The following is a 22945-nucleotide window of genomic DNA, read 5'->3' as shown; positions in this document are numbered from 1 at the left end:
GTGTTGCTCGAGAGGGCCTGCGGGCGGCGGCACCCGGTGTGTTTTCCCATAACCGGGTTCCTTTGCGGGTTCCCATGGCCGGCTCCCCTCTGCGGCTGCCTTCGCGTGAAATCGTTCACATCTTCGCCGGAGACGATCGGGCTGGCTCCGAAACGCATATGCGCCTTTTAACAACGGCCTGAAGCGATGCCGACCGGTCGGTAGGTCAATGACCGGCCGCTGATCGCATGCAGCGCCGTCGGCACATCGCGTCGATCGCCGGATCAATTCAGCAGACACCAGATCGCGAGGAAGGGCGCGTCGCCGGAGCGCATCGCGTGCAACGCTCCCGGCGGGTTGTGGATGCCGCCACCGATGCCGGGATCGAACCACGCGCCGTTTTGCTGCCGGAATTCACCGGCGGTCATCAGCACGTACGCTTCCTCCGGCGCGTGACCATGATCCGGATATCTGACATTGGACATCATCAACGAGAAGCCGAGCTGGATGTCGTCGCGGCTCTCCGCGCCGCCGGGCCCGCAAATCATTCCGTTCACGTGCCCGTCGATATAGTTCGGACTACCGTCCTTTCCCGATGTGCGACGCGACCATCCCACGTCGGGCTCGAGCGACTTGATCAGTTGCGCGACGGTGGCGAACGTCGGGTCGACGCGCGCGACCGATTCGAGCGCCGGGTCGAGCCATTCGCATGCGGGGTATCGCGCCGCTAGCCGTGTTCCGTTATCCGACGGCTGCTGCAACCGGGCGAATACTCGCGGCGCGAACGCGCGCGCGGCAGGGGGAAGCTTGTCCGACTGGAACAGTCCGGCGGCGATCCGGACGAAATCCGCGATGGGCTTCGGGCGTTCATTCATCTTCGTCGCTGCTCCCGGTCAAGTGGCCTGATCAGATGAAAGTCTACGCAGAAACGCGTGCGTCCGGACAGCGAAAAAGGGCGGGCGATTTGGCAGCGACCGCCATGCTGTGGGTTCTTCGTGGATTTCCGTGGAGGTCGCCTGGCAATCCATTTCGGCCAGATGAACCATGTTGATGACTGCATTTCGGATTCAAGCCGCTGCTCAGACCGCGATCATCTGTGAAGCACCTGTCCTAGCGCAAGAGCTCGACAATCACGACATCCGTGTCGTCTTTCGCGCTCAACGTAACGCACGTTTCACCGCGTATGGCGATGCCGTCGCGTCGCGCCAGCGTGATATGCCCCACGTCCACTCGCCCATGTTCCACCACCAGATAGGCAGAGCCGGACAGCGGCAAAGCGTGCTGCATCGCCGTGCCTTCGCGCAGTGTCGCGATACGCATCCGTGCGTCCGCGTGAATGGGCAATGCGCCGGCGCGGACATCCTCCGGATCGCCACTCGCCAGCGTAACGAATCGACTCTCGCGACATCCGAGCGAACAGACGCGCGTCGCGCAGCGCGACGTACTGGCCGGTGCGCGCGGACGTAGCCGTATCTGGAATTGCCGCGCGGGTACATTTTCGTCGTTGCGCTCTGCGCAATGGAGCGCCGCGCCGGCACTCATCACATGGACGGAATTGGCGACCAGGCGCGCGCGATTGCCCGCGTCGTCTTCGTGCGTGATTGCGCCCGAACGTACCCACGTGACGATCTCGACGTCGCGATGAGCACGCAGGCCGAAGCCCGAGTGCGGCGCGAACTCGACGTCGTTCCACACGAGGAGCGGACCGAGCGGCGCTTCTCCTGCGTGCCCGGATTCGCTCACGCGGAAATGCTGGCGGACGTCGACACCGTCGCGCCGGATCGCGGCAAGCGCAAGAAAAGCGCGTCGTTCAATCATGACGGGACTCGGTACGCGTATGCCGGGCGCGGCGTGCGATCGTCGAAGACGCGTCCGCCGCACCCAAGCCACGCTCAGATCTGTTGCTGGCCGCCATCGACAAACAATTCGATGCCGTTCACGAAGCTCGCGTCGTCCGAGGCCAGGAACAGCGCCGCGCTCGCGATCTCGCCCGGCTCGCCAAGGCGCCCCATCGGGATCTGGGCAGCCAGGTAATCGGCGAGCCCCTGACGCTGAGTCGCATCGTCACCGGCGAGATCGAGCAGGCCGGGCGTGCGCGTCGCGCCCGGGCTGATCGTGTTCACGCGGACATGGCGCTCCTTGAGGTCGAGAATCCAGCTGCGTGCAAAGGCACGCACTGCCGCCTTCGAAGCCGAATACACGCTGAACGCAGCGGTACCCGCGCTGCCCGCGGTCGAGCCGGTCAGAATCACCGACGCGCCATCGGCGAGCAGCGGCAGTGCCTTCTGCACCGTGAACAGCACGGCCTTCACGTTGCGGTCGAAGGTTTCGTCGTAGTGCGCCTCGGTAATGCTGCCAAGCGGCAGCATTGAACCGCCGCCGGCGTTCACGAACAGCACGTCCAGGCGGCCGTGCTCCTTCTTGATTTGCTCATACAGCGCGTCGAGTTCATCGAGCCGGGTGGAATCCGAACGTACGCCGGTCGCCTTTCCGCCGGCTTCGACAATGCCCGTCACGGCGGCATCGAGTTCGGCCGGGCGTCGGCCCGTGAGATAAACGTGCGCCCCTTCGGCCGCGAAACGTTGGGCGGTGGCAAGACCGATGCCGCTGGTTGCGCCGGTGACGAGTGCGATTTTGTTGTCGAGTTTGCGTGCCATGGTATTGCTCCTTTCGTTAGGTCAGTGGGTTCGCGACGCGGTTGCGTGCTGCGATGTGAGGAGAATATCGACGGCTCCATCATTTCGAAATAGAATTAATCGCAATCAAACGTTGCAGATATGCAAAGATGAGGAGCAATGGCGCAACTGCCGGATTTCGAGGGGCTCGCGATGTTCGCGAAGGTGGCCGAGCACGGGTCGTTTGCGGCTGCCGCGCGCGCGACCGGGGTGTCCGTCGCCACCGTTTCGCGCGGTGTGGCCCGTCTGGAGAGCCGGCTGGGCGCGCGGCTTTTCAATCGCACGTCGCGCCAGCTGTCTCTCACGGAGTTCGGTCGGACGATCAGCGAGCAAGCCGGCGAGATCTATCGCCGGGCCGAGGAGGCGGAAAGCTCGGCGCGCGAGATGTCGGTGCAGCCCCGTGGGCTGGTGCGTCTGGCTGTGCCGATGTCGTTCGGGCTGCGCTGGGTCGCGCCGTTGCTGCCGGGCTTCTTTCGCGCCTATCCGGAGGTGTCGATCGACCTGCATTTATCGGATGCGTCGGTCGATCTGATCGCCGAGGGATTCGACGCCGCGTTGCGGATCGCCGCGCTGCCGGATTCGTCGCTGGTCGCGCGGCGGCTGTGCGCCGTCACGCAATTCGTGGTGGCGTCGCCGGACTATTTGCGGCGCGAAGGGCGACCCACGCATCCGCGCGAGCTGGCGGATCGTCCTTGCCTGTCGTACGCGTATCGCGCGCGCAGCGCCGTATGGCGCTTCACGAACGACGTGGGCGACGAGGAGCCGGTCATGCCGACGGGCCCGCTGCGGGTAACGAACGCCGATGCGCTGTTGTCCACGCTGCTCGATGGCCTGGCGATCGCCGAGCTGCCCGAGTTCATCGCGGGCGAATATCTGGCCGACGGCCGTCTCGAGGCGATCCTCACCGACTGGTCGCTGACGAAGGGCGGTCTTTATTTCGTTACGCCGTCGGCGCGGGCGCGGCCCGCGAAGGTGACGGCGCTGTCCGACCACTTCGCCGAGCATCTGAGCGATCCAGTCTGGCGATGGCCGAAGTGATGTTGCGGCAGGTGGTCGAGTCAGACGTTTCACTGCGTTCGTGCAACGATAGCGAAGCCGGCGCAATCGATCGCGTAGCCGATAGTCGACAGCCGGCAGCCGGCTTCCGGTTCGCCGATCAGCTCGACCAGGGAGGTGGGTGTCCATCCGCGCGAGTTCGCGTGTCTCCGGACGGTCGGTACTGAACGGAGCCGGAATCGGCCGGTTCGACCACTCCGACCCCGCCAGCGCGGGCCACGGCGGCACCCAATTGCCCGCCATTTCTCCGAAAACCGACACCCGCCAAGCCGCCCCGGGCCGGCCGTTCCCGGCGTCACCCCACGCATCCCGTGGCCGATTTTGTCACCATGTGGGCCGGATATGACAATGGGAAACCGCCGCCGCGGCAGTACGATGGGGTCACGACGTCGCCTGACGCTGGCCGGTTTTGCCGCAGCCGCCCGGGCCGCGCGCCTCATTCAACGCCTGATTGGAACATCGACCATGAGCTATAACGCCCCTGTCAAGGACATGCTGTTCGTGCTGAAGGAACTCGCGGGCATCGACACCGTTGCGCAGTTGCCGGGCTTCGAGGAAGCCGGCTACGACACCGCGCAGGCCGTGCTCGACGAATCCGCGAAATTCTGCGGCGAGGTGCTGGCGCCGCTGAACGTCGAGGGCGACCGCAATCCGAGCAGCTGGAAGGACGGCGTCGTGACGGCGACGCCCGGCTTCGGCGCGGCGTTCCGCCAGTTCGTCGAGGGCGGCTGGCAGGGCCTGCAGCATCCGACCGAATACGACGGCCAGGGGCTGCCGAAGCTGATCGCGACGCCGTGCATCGAGATGCTGAACGCATCGAACCTGTCGTTCGCGCTGTGCCCGCTGCTCACCGACGGCGCGATCGAGGCGCTGCTGACGGCCGGCACCGACGAACAGAAGCAGCGCTACGTGCCGAAGCTGATCTCGGGCGAATGGACGGGCACGATGAACCTGACCGAACCGCAGGCCGGTTCGGACCTGGCGCTGGTGCGCTCGCGCGCGGAGCCGCAGGGCGACGGCACGTACAAGGTGTTCGGCACCAAGATCTTCATCACGTGGGGCGAGCACAACATGGCGGACAACATCGTCCACCTGGTGCTCGCGCGCACGCCGAACGCGCCGGAAGGCGTGAAGGGCATCTCGCTGTTCATCGTGCCGAAGTTCATGGTCAACGACGACGGTTCGCTGGGCGCACGCAACGACGTGCACTGCGTATCGATCGAGCACAAGCTCGGGATCAAGGCGAGCCCGACGGCGGTGCTGCAATACGGCGACCACGGCGGCGCGATCGGCTATCTGGTCGGCGAGGAGAACCGCGGCCTCGAATACATGTTCATCATGATGAACGCCGCGCGCTTCGGCGTCGGGATGCAGGGGATCGGCGTGGCCGACCGCGCATACCAGAAGGCCGCGGCATTCGCGAAGGAGCGCGTGCAGAGCCGCCCGGTCGACGGCTCGGCGAAGCAGTCGGTGACGATCATCCATCACCCGGACGTGCGCCGGATGCTCGGCACGATGCGCGCGCTGACCGAAGGCGCTCGCGCGCTCGCGTATGTGGCTGCCGCGCACAGCGACATTGCCCACCGCCATTCGGACGAGGCGACGCGTACGCGTCATCAGGCAATCTACGAATATCTGGTGCCGGTCGTGAAGGGCTGGAGCACCGAGATGGTGAACGACGTGGCGAGCCTGGGCGTGCAGGTGCACGGCGGGATGGGCTTCATCGAGGAAACCGGCGCGGCGCAGTACTACCGCGATGCGCGGATCCTGGCGATCTACGAAGGCACGACCGCGATCCAGGCGAACGACCTCGTCGGCCGCAAGACGCTGCGCGACGGCGGCGCGGTCGCGAAGGCGCTGATCGCGGAGATCGGCGACACGGTCGCGGCGCTCGGCAAGCTCGACGGCGCGGCGGCCGCGTCGATGAAGGCGCAACTCGAGAAGGGCGCGCGTGCGCTGTCGTCGGTGGTGGACTACGTGCTCGCGAACGCAAAGCAGGACCCGAACGCGGTGTTCGCCGGCAGCGTGCCGTACCTGAAGCTGGCGGGCGTGGTGCTGTGCGGATGGCAGATGGCACGCGCGCTGCTGGCGGCGCACGCGAACCGCGCGCACGACACGGCGTTCTACGATGCGAAGATCGCGATCGCACAATGCTATGCGGAACACGTGCTCGTGCAGGCCGGCGCGCTCGAAGCGTCGATCGTCGGCGCGAAGGGCAACGAGAGCGTGCTCGCGTTGACGGAAGACCAGTTCTGACCGTCACGGTCGGGGCGCAGGAGGAGACAGGATTTTGACCACACAGGACTTGCTCGCGCAATACGGCCCGCGCGAATCGATGGAATACGACGTCGTGATCGTCGGCGGCGGCCCCGCCGGGCTGTCGGCGGCGATCCGGCTCAAGCAGCTGGCCGCCGAGAAAGGCACCGAGATCGGCGTGTGCGTGCTCGAGAAGGGTTCCGAGATCGGCGCGCACATCCTGTCGGGCGCGGTGATGGACCCGCGCGCGATCACCGAACTGTTCCCCGACTGGAAGGAACGCGGCGCGCCGCTCGACGTCGCGGTGACGGAAGACCGCTTCCTGTTCCTGTCCGAGAACAGCGCGGTCACCACGCCCAACTGGGCGCTGCCCGCCAACTTCCAGAATCACGGCAACTACGTGATCTCGCTGGGCAACGTCACGCGCTGGCTCGGGGCACAGGCGGAAGCGCTGGGCGTCGAGATCTTCCCGGGCTTCCCGGCCGCCGAGATTCTCTACAACGACGACGGCTCGGTGAAGGGCGTCGCCACCGGCAACATGGGCGTGGGCAAGGACGGCGAGCCGACCGAGAACTTCCAGCTCGGCATGGAGCTGCACGCAAAGTACACGCTGTTCGCCGAAGGCTGCCGTGGCCACCTCGGCCGTCAACTGATCTCGAAGTTCAAACTGGACGCGAACGCGGATCCGCAGGCATACGGGATCGGCATCAAGGAGCTGTGGGAGATCGACCCGGCCAAGCACAAGCCCGGCCTCGTGATCCACACGGCCGGATGGCCGCTGAAGTCCGATGCGTACGGCGGCTCGTTCCTGTATCACATGGACAACAACCAGGTGGTGGTCGGCTTCGTGGTGGGCCTGGGCTACACGAACCCGTACCTGTCGCCGTTCGAGGAATTCCAGCGCTACAAGACGCATCCGTCGATCCGCGCGTTCCTCGAAGGCGGCAAGCGCGTGTCGTACGGCGCGCGCGCGATCACGGCTGGCGGCCTGTTGTCGCTGCCGAAGACGGTATTCCCGGGCGGCGCGCTGATCGGCGACGATGCGGGCTTCCTGAACGCGTCGCGGATCAAGGGCAGCCACGCGGCGATCAAGACCGGCATGCTGGCGGCGGACGCCGCATTCGACGCGGTGCAGGCTGGCCGTCAGAGCGACGAGCTCAACGCGTACCCGGATGCGTTCAAGCAATCGTGGCTGTACACGGAGCTGTACCGTGCACGCAACTTCAAGCAGTGGATGGCCAAGGGGCTGTATCTCGGCACGCTGATGGTCGGGCTCGAGCAGAAGGTGATGGGCGGCAACGTGCCGTGGACGCTGCACCACAAGCATGCGGACCACGAGATGCTGAAGCCCGCATCGGAATGCACGCCGATCGAGTATCCGAAGCCGGACGGCAAGCTGACGTTCGACCGGCTGTCGTCGGTGTTCATCTCGAACACGAACCACGAAGAGAACCAGCCGGCGCATCTGACGTTGAAGGATGCGAGCGTGCCGGTGAACGTGAACCTACGCACGTACGCGGGGCCGGAGGCGCGCTTCTGCCCGGCGGCGGTGTACGAGTTCGTGAAGAACGACGACGGTGGCGATCGCCTCGTGATCAATGCGCAGAACTGCGTGCACTGCAAGACCTGCGACATCAAGGACCCGACGCAGAACATCGTGTGGGTCACGCCGGAAGGCGGTGGCGGGCCGAATTACCCGAACATGTAACGCAACGCATCCCCGCGCCCGCGGGCGCGAACGAACCGGAGTGAGACGATGAGCAATGCAGCGAAGGAAGTCGTGGTGGTGAGCGGTGTCCGTACCGCGATCGGCGATTTCGGCGGAAGCCTGAAGGATTTCTCGCCGACCGATCTCGGCGCGAAGGTCGTGAGCGAAGTGCTGTCGCGCGCGAACGTGCCGGGCGATGCGGTCGGGCATGTCGTGTTCGGCCACGTCGTGAACACCGAGCCGAAGGACATGTATCTCGCGCGTGTCGCGGCGATCAACGGCGGCGTCGCGCAGCACACGCCGGCGCTGACCGTGAACCGTCTGTGCGGCTCGGGCCTGCAGGCGATCGTGTCGGCCGCGCAGACGATCATGCTCGGCGATGCCGACATCGCGATCGGCGGCGGCTCGGAGAGCATGAGCCGCGCACCGTACACCGTGCCGGCCGCGCGCTTCGGCCAGCGCATGGGCGACGCGAAGCTCGTCGACATGATGCTCGGCGCGCTGCACGACCCGTTCCAGACGATCCACATGGGCGTGACGGCCGAGAACGTCGCACGCAAGTACGGCATTTCGCGCGATGCGCAGGATGCGCTCGCGCTCGAATCGCATCGTCGCGCGGCGCGCGCGATCGCCGAAGGCCGCTTCAAGGATCAGATCCTGCCGATCTCGATCCGCACGAAGAAGGGCGAGGTCGCGTTCGACACCGACGAGCACGTGCGTCACGATGCGGGCCCGGACGATTTCTCGAAGCTGAAGCCGGTGTTCGCGAAGGAAGACGGCACGGTGACGGCCGGCAACGCGTCGGGGATCAACGATGCGGCCGCCGCGGTGCTGATGATGAGCGCGGATGCCGCGCGTGCGCAGGGCGTGAAGCCGCTCGCGCGTCTGGTCGCGTATGCGCATGCGGGCGTCGATCCGGCGTACATGGGCATCGGCCCCGTGCCGGCCACGCAGAAGGCGCTCGAGCGCGCGGGCCTGAAGATCAGCGATCTCGACGTGATCGAGGCGAACGAGGCGTTCGCGGCCCAGGCGTGCGCGGTCACGCAGGAGCTCGGCCTCGATCCGGCCAAGGTCAATCCGAACGGCTCGGGCATTTCGCTCGGCCACCCGATCGGTGCGACGGGCGCGTTGATCACGGTCAAGGCGCTGTACGAGCTGAAGCGCATCGGCGGGCGTTATGCGCTCGTGACGATGTGTATCGGCGGCGGCCAGGGCATTGCGGCGATCTTCGAGAACATCTGATAATCGAACGCACAGCACCCGAACATACAGGAATCGTCATGGCCATCGAAACCGTCGGCGTCGTGGGCGCCGGAACCATGGGCAACGGCATTGCGCAAACCGCCGCCGTTGCAGGACTCAACGTCGTGATGATCGACGTCAGCGATGCGGCGCTCGACAAGGGCGTCGCCGCGCTGAAGGGCAGCCTCGAGCGGCTCGTGTCGAAGGAGAAGCTCACCACAGGCGCACGCGACGCCGCGCTCGCGCGCATCACGACGTCGACCGATTACGCGAAGCTCGCCGCGGTCGACATCGTGATCGAAGCCGCGACCGAGAACGTCGAGCTGAAGAGCCGCATCCTGAAGCAGATCGAAGCGGTCGCGCGGCCCGATGCGATCATAGCGACCAACACGTCGTCGATTTCGATCACCGCGCTCGCGGCGCTGCTTGCCGATCCGTCGCGCTTCGTCGGCATGCACTTCTTCAATCCGGTGCCGCTGATGCCGCTCGTCGAGATCATCCGCGGGCTGCAGACGAGCGACGCGACCGCGTCGGCGGTGCGCGCGCTCACCGAGCGTTTCGACAAGTCGCCGATCGGCGTGCGCAACGCGCCGGGCTTCGTCGTGAACCGGATCCTCGTGCCGATGATCAACGAAGCGTTCTTCGTGCTGGCCGAAGGCATCGCGTCGGCCGAGGAGATCGACGCGGGGATGAAGCTCGGTGCGAACCATCCGATCGGGCCGCTCGCGCTGGCCGATCTCGTCGGGCTCGACGTGTGCCTCGCGGTGATGGACGTGTTCCTGAAGGACTTCGGCGACACGAAGTATCGTGCGTGCCCGCTGCTGCGCGAGATGGTGTCGGCGGGAAGGCTGGGGCGGAAGACGGGGCGGGGGGTGTACGACTACAGCGCATGATGCGAGCGTCGGGCGCGGGTGGCGTGTACGCTTCCGCGTGAATCCGGCGCCGGCATGAAACCGGCGTGAAGACAGGTTTGGCACCGCACCCCGGAGGCCGAATCTCGATCCGGCCTCCGGGGTGTTTTCTTGGCGCCATTCGCGGCGTAGCCGCACGCTGCGTGGCGCCGAACGGACCGTTAGCCGGAAACGGCGTTGCCGGTATCGGCAACATAGTTTGCGATACTGAAGAATCGATAGTCGCTCAGCAGATCCGGCGCCGGGAACCCCTCCGGATGAATCCGCCCATAAATCGGGCTGTCGGGACGCAGGCCAGCCAGGGTCAACGCGAGTGTGAATTCGTTGAACGGCGCCATGAATTGGCGCGACACGAAATGCATGCCCCAGTTGAACACCGACGGAAGCTGCTCGGTGCGCAACCACGTGTCAGGCCCACCCGGCCCGCCCGGCGCACGCGCGCAAAGATTCTCCGCCCACGGGCTATGCCCCTCCACGATGAGAAAGCCATGCTTCGCGTGGCGCTTCCAGCGGGTCAGGAAATCGATGAGATCAGCCGCCGCCACGTAACCGGGAACAAGGCCTTCCGCATCGCTATACGCCACCTTGAACGCAAGCTTGATCTGGTCGAGCGCGATCGGCAACTCGGCCTGATCAGATACCGTCAGGACGCCCGCATAGTGCTGATCGATAACCGCACGCAGGCGCGCTCGATCGACGGTGCGGAGGTGGCGCTCGAGGATCGCTTCGGCGGCGTCCTTGCGACGAATGCTCAGCCGGCGGTTGTGGACGAGGAACATGAAGGTATGCAACAAGTCGCTCAGTCGCGCCGAGCGCACGCTGCCGTCCGGCTGCCTGACGGTCAGGCCGCTTTCGGCCACGGCTTCGTCGTAGCGGTCGGGCTGGGAAATGTCGGCGGCAATCACGCGTACCTGCACGCCGGAGATGTCCGTCAGCGCAGACAGCGTGGCGGCTGCGCGGCCGCGCGCGGATTCGTTGTAGTCCGCGCCGATCACGAGCAGCGGATAGGCCGCGAGGTGCCGGCCGCGCCGCGTCGACGTAATGACGTATTCCGCCAGGCGCTTCAGCGCGCTGCCGTCGCCGCAGCCCATGTCCGCGATGCCGGCCGGCTGGCGATCCAGCGGCGTGTCGTCGAACAACTTGCGCAGGATTTTTGTCGTGATTTCCTGCGACGCCGGCCCGGACCCGGCGCCGCTCGACGCATACACGTTCATCACGCGATCGATGTGGCCGTCGCTATCGATATCGAGCGGATCGGGGTTGCGGAACAGGAGTTCGTCGAGCAACGCATACGAACGCAGATAGGACGCGGGCAACCCCGCGTAAGGGGCGGCAATCGGACGGTGAATCCGGCCCGCCTCGGTGAGGCGCACCTTCTCCCGATCGATTTCCGCCATGCCGAACTTGCACATCAGCGCCCATGCCGCGTGCAGCACGACAGGATCAGCCTGCGTCCAGGCGCCGACCGCGACCCCTTCGGGCTGCTGGTCTAGCTTGCCGAGGATTCCGGGCGCCGATTGCGTGTACTGGCCATCCGGCTGCCTGTCGAACACCGGCATATCGAGCGCGACCCAGGTCGGGCCGAGCAACAGGCCGTCCATCGCCGTGCGCAGCTGTCCATTCACCTGGCGCTCCAGATCGGTGGCCGGAATCGGAAGCTCCGGCCAACCCGCTACGCAGATCCGCGCGAGCTGTGCATACAGCGCGCTGTCGTCGGCCGCGATGCGCGTTCGGTGACACAGGGCGTGCAGATGCTGGAGCACCGACGTGGCATTCGCCAATTGCTCGAACAGCGGACGGGTGTGCTCGACGCACGCGACGACATATTCACCGGCCGGGGTGAGCGCATATTCGGCGTCTTCGTCGCCGCGATCGAGGGTCAGCCAGCCGGCCAGGCTCAACAGGTTGAGGGCGCCCCACAGAACCCCCAGGTTACGGGTCGGGTCGGGCTGGCGGGACTTTGCGAACGCGCGCATCGCGCGGGGCGCTCCGGCCCGCAGGCCGCGGAACGCGCCGGCAAGCACCAGGCGCGCCAGCGTCGGCACCAGCACGATACCGTTCGCCCAGTTGCAACTGCGCGTATAGGCCATTACGCGCTGAGCGTCGTGTCGGCCGATGCGCAGCGTGGCTGCATGCGTGTGTTGCTCGAGCTTGACCGGCAGCTCCATGTCGAGCACCTCGACGCCGATCGTGGTGCCGGCCGACAGGCCGAGCAATATGCGTGTTTCGTCGGGATAGGCGTCGAGATAGTGTTCGAGCTGCCGGGCCAGTGCGGTGGTGGAATCACCAAGGTCGAATCGGGCGTGCATGTTGGACGGTCTCACAGGGTCGAAGGTTGGGCTGCAATGGATGAAGATGCATCCGAATCGGCGTGCGCTACGGCAACTGCCGGCGCGGCGCCGTGAGTCCGGGGTGCAAGATGGGCGGCCAGCGCGCGAATGGACGGGTAGTCCCAGACCGCGGACGGATCGACGGTCACGCTGAACGTCTCGCTGAAAACGATCGTCATTTCGACGGCGAGGATCGAATCGAAGCCGATTTCGGCGAACGTCGACTCGCGCGTCAATCGAAGCTTGCGGTGCTTGAGGCGCTCGCCCAGCCACGCGATGAGCCATTGTTCGACGGCATGAATCTGTTGGCGATCGAGCAGGCTTGCCGGCTCACTCACGATCGGGGTTGCGGCCGAACCGGTGTCTTCGCCGGCTGGCGCGTCGGGCGCGCGGGAGACCGAACGCGCGTCGGCATTGGCGTCCAGCAACGGATCGACGAGTTGGCTTGCGCCCGGGATCGTTTGCTCGATCGAGCCGATCTCGAACCCGATGCGCGCTGCCCACTCGTTCAATTCCACTGTCGTGGACAACGCAGATCGCAAGCCGACCTGCCGTTGCGCCGCCTCGATCGCGAGTTCGTACTGGCTCTGCGCCCAGCGCAGCGTGCCGTCGCCGATGCGCTGCTGCGCAGCCGCGCGTTCGGCCACCGCCAGCAGTAATCCCCATTGCGCGATCGTGCCGAGCCAATAATTGACCCACACGGCAGCGTGCGCGGTGCCGCCGAGTTTCGACGCATTGGCGAGCCCGTCTTGCGTCAGCTGTGCGCCCAGTTCGCGCAGCTCCCTGGCCAGCGCACCGGCGCTCAGCGCACTCTCCAGATAGCGCAGCAAATCGTCGCTCCCGTGGAGCAGACGACTGCCCAGGTGAACCAGCAGCGTTTCGGTCGGCCCCTCGAAGATGCGGGTCAGGCGCGCGTCCCGGAAGATCTGCGGTGCCAGGTTGGTCTCGATATAACCGCGGCCACCCAGGAACTGCATCATCTCGTCAGCGGATTGCGACAGCAGCTCGGAGCCGAGAATCTTCGAAATCAGGAGACAGTCTTCAGGCACCGCGACGCCGAGGTCCAGTTCGGTGGCCAGGCGCTCGACCAGCGCATCGAGCCCGTCGATGCGGTCACGCAGCTCGCCCAGGCGCAGGCGGCTCAGCGGGTTGTCCAGCAGGAGGCCGGTGCCGACCTGGCGCCGCGCTCCGTAGCGATGCATCAGCTGCGCACAGCGTCTCATTGCGCCCACGCAGACGGCAGCGATGCCAAGGCGCGCAATGTTCATCGCGTGCTGCGCCACGAGCATCCCCTGGCCGATGTCGCCGAGCCGGTATGCGTCGCTGATTCGTGCCCGATCCAGATGGAGCGAATTCTGGATCATGCCGCGCACGCCCATCGTCAGCTCCTCGGCACCGATCCGCACGCCTGGCGTGCCGGGGCGCACCGCCAACCCGACCATTCCGGTGCCGTCGGCCTGCCTCGCGAACACGTTGATGATTCCCGCCCAGGCGGATGAGCCGCTCCAGCGCTTGTTCCCCGTGACCAGCCAGTCGCCGGACTCGGTGCGCTGTGCGCGGGAGGCAATCGCGCGCACATGCGAGCCCGCGGCCCGCTCCGTGATCGCGAATGCGGCGAGCATCCGACCGCTCGCGAGGCTCGGCAGCAATTCCTCGCGCAATGGTGGCTGCGCATGCTGCATGATCGGCAGGATCCCGAGCGTGTTGTTCAGGGCGACAAAGAAAGCCAGCGTCGAATCGATCGCGGCCAGCTGCGCGAACACGCGCAACATGTCGCGCTGGCCGAGGCCGAGGCCGCCATGCGAACGGTCGATCGGCATGCCGAGCAGGCCCCGATTCCCGAAATCGAGCACGACGTGCGGCGGAATGGTGCGACGCTCGTCCATGGTTCGCGAATCGATCCGCGTGCGCGCGTAGTGCCTGAGCCAGTCGTTCAGTTCGTCGACGGTGGCGCTTTCATCACGCCGGCGATCGTTGGCCGCCGGCTGGTCGGCAACAGCTGTCGGGCGTGCGGGCTGTCGGCGATCGGGCGCGGGCGTATGGATACCGCCCTCGACGTCCCACTGCGCGAGGATCGTCAGCGCGCCGTCGTGCAGCTGTGTGCGGCACGTGCTGCGGCGCACCTTGCCGCTCGACGTTTTCGGCACGCTGCCGGGCGACACCAGCACGATCGCGCTCGGGCCGATGTCGAGGCGGTTCCAGATAGCCTGGCGAATCGCGTCGATGAAGCTGTCGAGATTGCCCTTGCGTTGCGTGCGCTCGACTTCCGCCACGACGATCAGGCGCTCCGCGTCGACCTGGTCGTCCATGAAGGCCGCGCAACCGTTCGGCACGAGTTCCGGCACGCCGACGATCAGCGCGTACTCGATGTCTTCCGAGTAGTAGTTGCGGCCGGCCAGGATCACCATGTCCTTGAGCCGGCCGGTGACGTAAAGCTCGTCGCCCAGAATGAAGCCGAGATCGCCGGTGCGCATGAACACCTGATCCCGATGGCCCGCCAGACTGTGCTGGAAGGTCGAATGCGTCTGCTCGTCCAGATGCCAGTAGCCGGCGGCGACGCTCGGGCCGGCCACGCAGATTTCGCCGATGGTCCAATCGGCGCAACGCTCGTTCGTCTCCAGGTCGCGCACGATCACGTGTTGTTCGCCGTCGGTGCGACCCACGCTGACCAGGACCCGTTCGCCCGGACGATCCAGCGGCTGCGGCGACACGCCCAGGAATTCGCCTCGCACCACCACGGATTGCCGCTGGAGCGCAGCCTGGTCGACGCATAGCGTCCGGATCGGATGCTGCTTCGCGCGACCGGCCACGTACAGCGTTCCCTCCGCCAGCCCGTAGCACGGCAGAAAGCCGTCGGCAGCGAAGCCTGCGGCGGCGAAGCGCTGCGCAAAATCAGTCAAGGTGCTGGCGCGCACCGACTCGGCGCCGTTATAGGCGACCCGCAGGCACGACAGGTCGAGCGTCGCCAGCTGTTCGTCGGAGATCCGCCGGCAGCACATCCGGTATGCGAAATCCGGCGCGCCCGTCAGATCCGCACGGTACTGGCTGATCGCACGCAACCACAGGTACGGATGCTGGATGAAGCGTTCCGGGGCCATCAGCACGCTCCGGAAGCCGCCGTAGAGCGACGTCAGGATCACGCCGATCAAGCCCATGTCGTGGTATGGCGGCAGCCAGCTGACGATCGTGCTCTGCTCGTCGTAACCGAGCCATTCGCGCATCAGCCCCAGGTTATGCATCAGGTTGCCGTGCGACACCATCACGCCCTTGGGGCTACCGGTGGTTCCCGACGTGTATTGCAGAAAGGCGATCCGGGATGGCTGCACGCTGGCGGGCGAAGGCACGGGATCCAGCACCTGCGCGCCCCCGACGTCGAGCAGCGTGCTGCCGGATGCGTCGGTATCGGCGAGCCAGGTCGCGCAGCGCGCATGGTCCTCGGCCGAACACAGAATCGTGTTCGCGCCTGCGTTCTCGACGATGCCGGCGATCCGCACCATATGCTGCCTGTTGCGCGGCGGGTAGACGGGAACTGCGATGGCACCGGCATACAGGCACCCCATGAAGGCGCTGACATAGTCGAGCCCCGGCCGGCACAGCAGCAGCACCCGGTCGCCGATGTCGATCGCGTTCTGCTGCAGCAGCGCGGCGACCCGGCGAGCGCGTGCGTCGAGTTCCGCGAAGGTCATCGATTCGGCCTGTTCCTGTTCGGGCGGGCCGCTCAGGAACACGTAGGCGGTTTTGTCGCCGAGTGTGGCGGCCCGGTTCTGAAGCAATTCGCTAAGCGTGGTCGGCAAGGTCGCAGTGGTCATGATGTCGTCGGAAGAGGAATGAAAACAGCGAGCAGCGGCCTGACGCCGGCCGGCGCCCATGCGTTGCTGCGGCGGGAATCCGTAGGAGGCTATTCGGCGCGATGGAACAGATCGATCATGTGCATCATGCTTTTGAGATGCAGGAAATGCGGCACCACCCGTTCGCTCCGTGCCGCATAACGCGCAGTCCAGTGGTGGGCCAGTTCGTGCGTGGCGGTGGCGTTGCCGCGAACCGCGCGTGCGTCGGCCTCGCGCGCATCGAGGCACGCACGTGCATGCCGCACGGCCGATCGGGCAAGCTCGCCGGTGAGGATGCCGTGATGCCCCAATGCGAGCCGCGGCGCCTGCAGTTGCTCGATGACGTCCAGCGTGTGCCGATACGCAAACAGGTCCTGAAAGACCAGCGGCAGCCAACTGGTGGCGCCGTGAAATTCGCCGAGCGCATCCGACACGAAACCGATGTCCAGCTGCGGGCAGTAGTAGCCGAACTGGCAACGGCTGTGGCCCGGCAGCGCGATCGTGCGAATCTGCATCCCGTCGCCGATGTCGAGCTGCGTGTCCGGATTGACCGGGTAGAACGGCAGGTCGGATAACTCGGTGAAATCGACGCCGACGGCGGGATCCCACGACCGTGACGCTTGCGCGTCGAGCTGACGGATGGTTCGGCAGGCCGACGGGCTCTGGAACGCATCGAACGCGTCGGGAGAACCGGATACATGGAGCCACGGCATGCGCGACTTGAGCGTCATCAGCAGGCTGCAATGGTCATAGTGCGAATGGGTGATCAGCCAGTAGCGCAAATGCCGGATGCCGCCAAAGTCCCGCAGCAGGTCATGAAGCTGCTGCCACACGAGCTCCGTCATGCCGCTCAGGCCACCCTCGATCAGCGTCGCGGCCTCGTCGTTGACGATCACGTACAGCGGCACGTCGGCCGTGCCGACGAGGGCCAGCCGCCGATCGATCCACCCCGGGGAAGCGTTCAGCATGTCGTTCAGCTCCGATAGAGCGCACAGGCCCATGTCGCGCCCGCGCCGTAGGTCACGAAGAGGTTGAGCTGCCCGGCCGGCATGCGGCCCAGCTCGCGTGCGATGGCGAGCGCGACCGGAAACGCCGCGCTCGCCATGTTGCCCAGCTGATCGACGGAAATCATGCACCGCTCGCGGGGCAGCCCGAGTTGCCCGATGACCGCGTCGAGGATGCGCAGGTTCGGCTGGTGCGGCACGACCAGGCCGATATCCGACATCGTCAGCCGGTGCTTGTCGAGCATCTGCCGGCACGCGTCGACGATGCGCCGCGTGGCGTCTTCGAACATCGGCTTGCCTTTCATCCGGAAATGGTGCCGGCCGGCCGCGATGTCGTCTGCGTCGATGAAGCGTGGACGTCGCGCGCCGGGCGCTTCCGTGCTGAGCAGGTCGAACTGGGTGCCGTCGGCGCCGAGCGTCAGGTCGATCAGCCCGTGCGCCGGGTGGTCCGTCGCTTGCAGCAGCAGCGCGGCGGCGCCGTCGCTCAGCAGGATCGACAGATTGCGGCCGGCATTGCTGGAGTCGATCCGCCGCGACAGGGCTTCGGCGCAGATCAGCAGCACGTTGCGATACAGGCCGCTCGAGAGGAAGTGACGCGCGATCTCGATCCCGTAGAGCCCGCCGCTGCACTGCGCGCGGATATCGAAGCACGGAATCTCCCGCAATCCGAGCCGGGGCTGGATGTAGCATGCTTGCGACGGATCGTGGTGATCCGGCGACAGCGTATTGACGATCAGCAGATCGACGTCGCGCGCCGTCACGCCGGCGTCGGCCATCGCCCGTTCCGCGGCCGGGCAAGCGAGATCCGCCAGATGCTGATCGGGAGCGAGATAGCGTCGCGCCACGACGCCGGTTCGTTCGCGAATGAACGCGTCGCTGGTGTCGATCATGCCGGCGACTTCGTCGTTGCTGACGATCCGGTCCGGCAGTGCGTGGCCCATCCCGGCGATGACGAGTCTGGCGGTCATGTCCGCACCTCCTGCTCCGTCACGGCGGCGACGGCATCGCCCGCATCGGTCACGACGGTTTCGCCCCAGCGCCACAATTGCGCGCCGAAGCCCCAGCCGGCGCCTGCGCCGGCAATCACGACCAACGATCCTGGCCGGATCACGCCTTCCCGGATCGACTCGTACAGCGCAAACGGCACGGCGGCCGACACGAGGCACGCACAATCGGCCACGCGAATCACGTATTGGTCGGGCTTGAGCCCGAGCCGTTGCGCCCATGCGCGCACGAGCAGCGCCGACGGCTGATGGAACACCATCGCGTCGATGTCGGCGATGCCCGTTCCGCTCCGGTGCAACAGCCGCTCGACGATATCGGGAATGGCCAACGGCATGAAACGCGAGATCGCCTCCTGCGCTTCGGGCTTGAGCGTGAAATACACGCCGAACGGGTTGTCGGCGTCGGTTGCCGCGTCGTCTGCCGCCGCCCGCGCATTGCGCCACTGCATCGTCACGAGGTCGTAGCGGGTTGCATCGCTGTGATACGCGGCATCCAGCCAATCGGCGCCATCGGGATCGGCCGGCTCGGCGACGAGCACGGCCGCGGCCGCGCCATCGCCGAAGTTCGTCGACGATTTACTGGTGTAGTCGACCACGGCCGACATGCGCTCCGACGAGCACACCAGGGCCCGCTTCACCCGTCCCTGCTTGATGAGGTTGGTGGCGATCTGTAGTTGCAGCACGAAACTCGCGCATTCCATCTCGACATCGGCATCGAGCGCGCGAGTGGCGCCGAGCCTGTCGCGCAGCGCACGCGCCAGCCGCGGCGCGAAACGGCGCCGGCCGTCGGCGAGCGAGACGAACGGCGACGTCATGTTGAACAGCACCAGATCGAGTTCGGCGGCCTCCACGCCGGCACGGGCGAGTGCGTCGCGGGCCGTGCGCTCGGCCAGCGCAAGCTCGGATTCGCCGGCATCGGGATCGATCATGTAGCGCGATTCGATGCCCCAGAATTGCCACCATTCCGACGGAATGGGCTCGACGCCCGCGAAGACGGGATCGTCGTTGGGTACCTGGCGTGCCGGCAGGCGGCACGCAAGACTTGCGATTCGGACGTTGTGCACCATCAGATCTCCATCGTGCTGCAGGCGATGCGCGGCCTGAACGGATCCAGCGTCATGGCGACCACCGTATGTTCATCGTCACGCAACGACCTCGAATGTGCGACGCGGGACGCGAGCCACGCGGGCAACTGGAATGGGTTCGGGATGTCCGTCGAACCGGCGACGACATCGACGTGGAAATCGCGACCCACGCCGGTGACGATTGATGGCCATCCGCTCAACCACGATTCGCAAAACAGCGTGGCGACGCGCCGGTCGATGCGGCTCTGCACCGCGTCGACCATCGCGCGCAGCGCGGTGGCCGCATTGGCCGGTTCGGCGTCGAATCGACCGGTTGCGTGATCGAACCGGCTCTCGAAGCGGGCCAGTGACAGGATGCCGTTCACGCGCCGGGCGGGAAGCGCGTCGAGCGTCGCGAACGGGGGCGACTCGAGGTCCGCGTAGCGGCTGGCATAAACTCGGTCATGGCCGGCAGGCGTCAGGACGATCGCCCCCGCGCCGTCGGCGAAGCCGCTCGTGGCCACCTGTTCGACGTCCGCGAGCGCCTCCGCGCGAACGACGAGCGCGCGTCGATAGCCGAGCTGTTTGCAATGGCTTTGCGCGAGATCGAGTGCGAGCGTCCAGTCCGCGTCGAGCAGATCGAACACGGCCGCATGTCGCGCACGCAGATCGCGCTGCACCGGGTGCGCCAGCCGCGGCCCGGCGATCGTCGGGGCGTCCGCCATCCGGCTGGGAGAAATCGACAGGCTGACGATCAGATCCAGTTCCGACGGCAGGCAACCGGCTTGCAGCAGCGCCTGCCTGGCTGCCTTGATCGCGTAATCGTTGGCGCAGGATTGCGCCGTGGCCGCTGGGTCCGGAATGGCTACCGCGGCTCCGAGAATTTTCATAGGGTATGTTCGTTCTGGACTGCTTGATTCAGGGGACGCGTCACGCCATGACCTGCCTGCCGGAGCACGGCGCGACGCAATTTGCCCGATTCGTTGCGCGGCAAACTGCAGGCGTGGTAGGCAATACGATGCGGACATTTGTACGGCGCAATCACGCTCTTGACGTGCTGCTGCAGTTGCATCGTCAACGCTTCCGAGCCGTCGACGCCAGGTCGCAGCACCACGTGCGCGCAGATGAGCGTGCCGCCCCGTTCGTCGATCTGGCCGACGACGCCGCATTCCGCGATATCGGGATGGCGCAGCAGCGCTTGCTCCACTTCGCCGGGAGACACCGTGTAGCCGGAGCTGATGATCATGTCGTCCGCGCGGGCCTGATAGAACAGATAGCCGTCCTCGTCCAGGTAGGCGCTGTCGCCCGTCAGGTTCCAGCCTTGCTTGACGTAGTCGCGTTGCCGCGTGTCATTCAGGTAGCGGCACCCGGTCGGCCCCTGCACGGCCAGATAGCCGATTTCGTAGGGCGGCAGGCATTGGCCGTGCTCGTCCACGACGGCAAGGCGGTAACCGGGCACCGCCTTGCCGATCGCGCCGTTCTTCGCGCCGGTGTCGCCTGTCGACGCGAAGATATGCAGCATCTCGGTCGACCCGATTCCGTCGATCAGGTGCAGGCCGGTGCGCTCCTGCCATGCGTCGCGCGTCCACGACGAGAGCGCCTCACCCGCCGACACGCATTTGCGCAGGGACGACACGTCATGCCTGTCGAGATGGTCGAGCATGGACCGATAGGCCGCCGGTGCCGTAAACAGGATGCTGACCCGGTGCCGGTCGACGGCGGCCAGCAGCCGTTCCGGGCTCGCCTTCGGCAACAGCACGACGCTCGCGCCGACACTGATCGGAAACAGCAGCAGCGCGCCGAGCCCGAACGTGAACGCGAGCGGCGGCGACCCGCAGAACACGTCGTCGGCCGTGGGCCGGAGCACGTGCTCCGGAAAGCAGTGGCAGGCTGCCATCACGTCGCGATGAAAATGGACGGTTGCCTTCGGTTCCCCGGTCGTCCCCGATGTGAACGCGATGAGGCAAGGATCGTCCGCGCGCGTGTCGGCGGCCGCGAATTCCGCTGAATAGCCATCGAGCCAGCGCGCGTGCGGATGCGTGTCGTCCGTCTCGTAGCGTCGAACTTCGCCGCGCCACTGCACGCTCGCCATCGCCCCGTCGAGCTCGGTCGACAGCTCGGCTTCGCAGATGACGTGCGTGACCCGGGCTCGCGCGATGATGGTCGACAGCTCTCCCGCGCGCAGCTTCGGCATCGTCGCGACGGCCACGCCACCGGCCTTGACCACGCCGAACCATGCGGCGGCAAGCATCGGGTGATTGGTGCCGTGTAACAGCACTCGATTGCCGGCCACCAGGCCCGCATCGCTGACCAGCATGTTGGCGATCCGGTTGCCGGCATCGCGCAATTCGCGATACGACCACGCGATGCCCGACTCGGTCTTGATCGCAATGCGATCGCCCCAGCCTCGTTCTTCGACTGCGGTATCCAGCAGCGCGGCGGCGCAATTGAGAAACGGCGGAAACTGCAGCCCCGGCAACTCAAAGACAAACGTCGGCCAAAGTTCGGCAGGGGGCAAGTTCGCGCGGCAAAAGTCATCCATCGTCAGCGCTCGCAAGAGTGTGAGTTTGAAGTTCGAGATAGTGGTGCGGCGCGGGCCGGGCCAGATGCTCGGGCCCGGCCCGCCCAACCTGAATCGCGATGCCAAAGAGACGGCGTCGGGGCGGCAGGCACATGTCGACGACCGACGCACGGAGAGCCCGGTCAATCACATGATGGCTTGCCGGTGTTTATGGATTGATTTCGTCTCATTTGATTTTAAAAATAAACAATAATCGAGCTATTTAGTGCGGATTGCTTGAGGTTGGAAATGCGTCGATCGATTTGGTGGGTTTAGAAAGTGTGCCGTAAGCTTAGCGGAAGTAAACTTGGAAAGTAAATGGTCATATGAGGGGGTGATTGGAATTATTTGTTGAAATCGATTCCATTAAGCGTCGACGTTTTATTGAATTAATCGATTTCGGTTAACCATCTTGCGATTTGTTGACTTCGGTGGAGCTGGTTGTCGGAGCACTGAATAAAGCGTCGGGAAGTTCACCAAGGCGAAACGAGCATCGCGTCACGAAGTGGATTGCCCCGCGCGAAAGGCGAAAGACCCGCGCTCTCAGGAGCAGCGGGGCTTGAATCGATCTGGATGGAAAATCAGGGATTCGGGCGCCGGGGTCTCGGATTGCGCCCATATGGATTTGCGTAATTGTATTAACGAATATTTTATTTTAAGTGAGAAATCGGAATGTCTCGGTTCGCGGATACGAGCCACATCCTGGCTGTTTCCGGATATCCGGCTGAACCTGATCGTCACCGAGCACTTCATGGAGCTCGACGGGCTCATCGAGCCCGACGTGATCATCACGAAGAACCCGCCGCGCGAGCCCGAGTTCGACGTCGAGCCGCTGTTTCACGACATCGTGTATCCGGTATGCAGCCCCGCGTTTCACGAACGTCACTTTCATGGCCGGTCGCTGAAGCCGCTCGACCTGCTGTCGCGTCCGACCCTGAACCTGTCGATGCTCGGCCGCGCGCAGGTGTGCGAGCACGTCGACTGGCGCGTGTGGCGCAACTGGTTCCAGCAGGGCGACGGCACTGACACGCTGACCGAGAACAAGTATCTGGAAAGCAACGACTACCGGCTGCTCGTCGCGCAGGCCGAGGCCGGCGAGGGCACGCTGCTGGGCTGGCATCACCTCGTGCACCGGCAGATCGACCAGGGCATCCTGATGCGGCCGGTGCAGGACGTGCTGGTGTTTCGCGATCGCCATCACTATCTGATCACGCACCGGAATGCGCAGCCGCGCCCCGAATATCAGCAGTTCCGGCAGTGGCTGAACGACGAGGTCGGCGTGATGATGCGCGGCTGGCTCGATGCCGGCGTCGAGATCGAGCAATGACC

General features: G+C 65.7%; 15 protein-coding genes and 1 pseudogene. 6 read left to right on the top strand and 10 right to left on the bottom strand.

Annotated features, from left to right (window positions below; translation table 11 throughout):
• Positions 1 to 263: 263 nt before the first annotated feature.
• From ABIC50_RS14915 to ABIC50_RS14905, 3 genes are all read right to left on the bottom strand, one after another.
• Positions 264 to 854, bottom strand: a complete 591-nt coding sequence (locus ABIC50_RS14915) for a dimethylsulfoniopropionate lyase (RefSeq protein WP_354164994.1) — start codon at positions 852 to 854, stop codon at positions 264 to 266.
• A 235-nt stretch (positions 855 to 1089) separates the two neighbouring features.
• Positions 1090 to 1797, bottom strand: coding sequence for a pirin family protein (locus tag ABIC50_RS14910; protein WP_354164991.1), 708 nt, complete (start codon positions 1795 to 1797; stop codon positions 1090 to 1092).
• 74 nt (positions 1798 to 1871) lie between these two features.
• Entirely contained in the window at positions 1872 to 2636 is a 765-nt protein-coding gene (locus tag ABIC50_RS14905; RefSeq protein WP_165754070.1) for an SDR family NAD(P)-dependent oxidoreductase, read from the bottom strand.
• Positions 2637 to 2774: 138 nt separating this feature from the next.
• Here ABIC50_RS14905 and ABIC50_RS14900 point away from each other — a divergent pair, with 138 nt between their 5' ends.
• The 5 genes from ABIC50_RS14900 (at position 2775) to ABIC50_RS14880 (ending at position 9809) form a co-directional block, all read left to right on the top strand.
• Positions 2775 to 3692, top strand: coding sequence for a LysR family transcriptional regulator (locus ABIC50_RS14900; protein WP_354164988.1), 918 nt, complete (start codon positions 2775 to 2777; stop codon positions 3690 to 3692).
• 483 nt (positions 3693 to 4175) lie between these two features.
• Positions 4176 to 5966 carry an acyl-CoA dehydrogenase gene (locus ABIC50_RS14895; RefSeq protein ID WP_354164985.1) on the top strand — a complete coding sequence of 597 codons (1791 nt, stop codon included), beginning with the start codon at positions 4176 to 4178 and terminating at the stop codon, positions 5964 to 5966.
• Positions 5967 to 6045: 79 nt separating this feature from the next.
• Positions 6046 to 7674: a 4Fe-4S dicluster domain-containing protein gene (locus ABIC50_RS14890; RefSeq protein WP_494178972.1), complete on the top strand. Its 1629-nt coding sequence runs from the start codon at positions 6046 to 6048 to the stop codon at positions 7672 to 7674.
• Between the two features lie 48 nt (positions 7675 to 7722).
• On the top strand, positions 7723 to 8916 hold the full coding sequence (gene bktB, locus ABIC50_RS14885; RefSeq protein ID WP_175669588.1) for a beta-ketothiolase BktB: 1194 nt from the start codon (positions 7723 to 7725) through the stop codon (positions 8914 to 8916).
• 38 nt (positions 8917 to 8954) lie between these two features.
• Complete coding sequence (locus tag ABIC50_RS14880; RefSeq protein ID WP_354164980.1) at positions 8955 to 9809, top strand: 3-hydroxybutyryl-CoA dehydrogenase; 855 nt, start codon at positions 8955 to 8957, stop codon at positions 9807 to 9809.
• Between the two features lie 179 nt (positions 9810 to 9988).
• Here ABIC50_RS14880 and ABIC50_RS14875 read toward each other — a convergent pair whose 3' ends face one another.
• From ABIC50_RS14875 to ABIC50_RS14845, 7 genes are all read right to left on the bottom strand, one after another.
• A complete protein-coding gene (locus ABIC50_RS14875) occupies positions 9989 to 12136 on the bottom strand; it encodes a class I SAM-dependent methyltransferase (protein ID WP_354164978.1) in 2148 nt (715 codons plus the stop codon).
• An 11-nt stretch (positions 12137 to 12147) separates the two neighbouring features.
• Positions 12148 to 15966 (bottom strand): AMP-binding protein, encoded by a 3819-nt coding sequence (locus ABIC50_RS14870; RefSeq protein ID WP_354165274.1) that lies wholly within the window; start codon positions 15964 to 15966, stop codon positions 12148 to 12150.
• Positions 15967 to 16055: 89 nt separating this feature from the next.
• Positions 16056 to 16952 (bottom strand): MBL fold metallo-hydrolase, encoded by an 897-nt coding sequence (locus ABIC50_RS14865; protein WP_175730856.1) that lies wholly within the window; start codon positions 16950 to 16952, stop codon positions 16056 to 16058.
• A 5-nt stretch (positions 16953 to 16957) separates the two neighbouring features.
• Positions 16958 to 17956 carry a ketoacyl-ACP synthase III gene (locus ABIC50_RS14860; protein ID WP_354164976.1) on the bottom strand — a complete coding sequence of 333 codons (999 nt, stop codon included), beginning with the start codon at positions 17954 to 17956 and terminating at the stop codon, positions 16958 to 16960.
• Positions 17953 to 19059 carry a 3-oxoacyl-ACP synthase III family protein gene (locus ABIC50_RS14855; protein WP_175679641.1) on the bottom strand — a complete coding sequence of 369 codons (1107 nt, stop codon included), beginning with the start codon at positions 19057 to 19059 and terminating at the stop codon, positions 17953 to 17955. Before ABIC50_RS14855 ends, ABIC50_RS14860 begins: the two co-directional genes overlap by 4 nt.
• Positions 19059 to 19946 (bottom strand): beta-ketoacyl-[acyl-carrier-protein] synthase family protein, encoded by an 888-nt coding sequence (locus ABIC50_RS14850; protein WP_354164974.1) that lies wholly within the window; start codon positions 19944 to 19946, stop codon positions 19059 to 19061. Before ABIC50_RS14850 ends, ABIC50_RS14855 begins: the two co-directional genes overlap by 1 nt.
• Positions 19943 to 21598 (bottom strand): AMP-binding protein, encoded by a 1656-nt coding sequence (locus ABIC50_RS14845; protein ID WP_354165271.1) that lies wholly within the window; start codon positions 21596 to 21598, stop codon positions 19943 to 19945. The genes ABIC50_RS14850 and ABIC50_RS14845 overlap by 4 nt, the downstream gene beginning before the upstream one ends.
• A 694-nt stretch (positions 21599 to 22292) precedes the next feature.
• Here ABIC50_RS14845 and ABIC50_RS14840 point away from each other — a divergent pair.
• Positions 22293 to 22943: pseudogene (locus ABIC50_RS14840) on the top strand (LysR substrate-binding domain-containing protein); the annotation flags it as partial.
• Positions 22944 to 22945: the final 2 nt, after the last annotated feature.

The sequence above is a fragment of the Burkholderia sp. 567 genome (genome assembly GCF_040545115.1).
Lineage (GTDB): Bacteria > Pseudomonadota > Gammaproteobacteria > Burkholderiales > Burkholderiaceae > Burkholderia > Burkholderia ambifaria.
The sequence above is the reverse complement of the archived record's forward strand: the minus strand, read 5'-3'. Positions and strand labels throughout refer to the sequence as shown.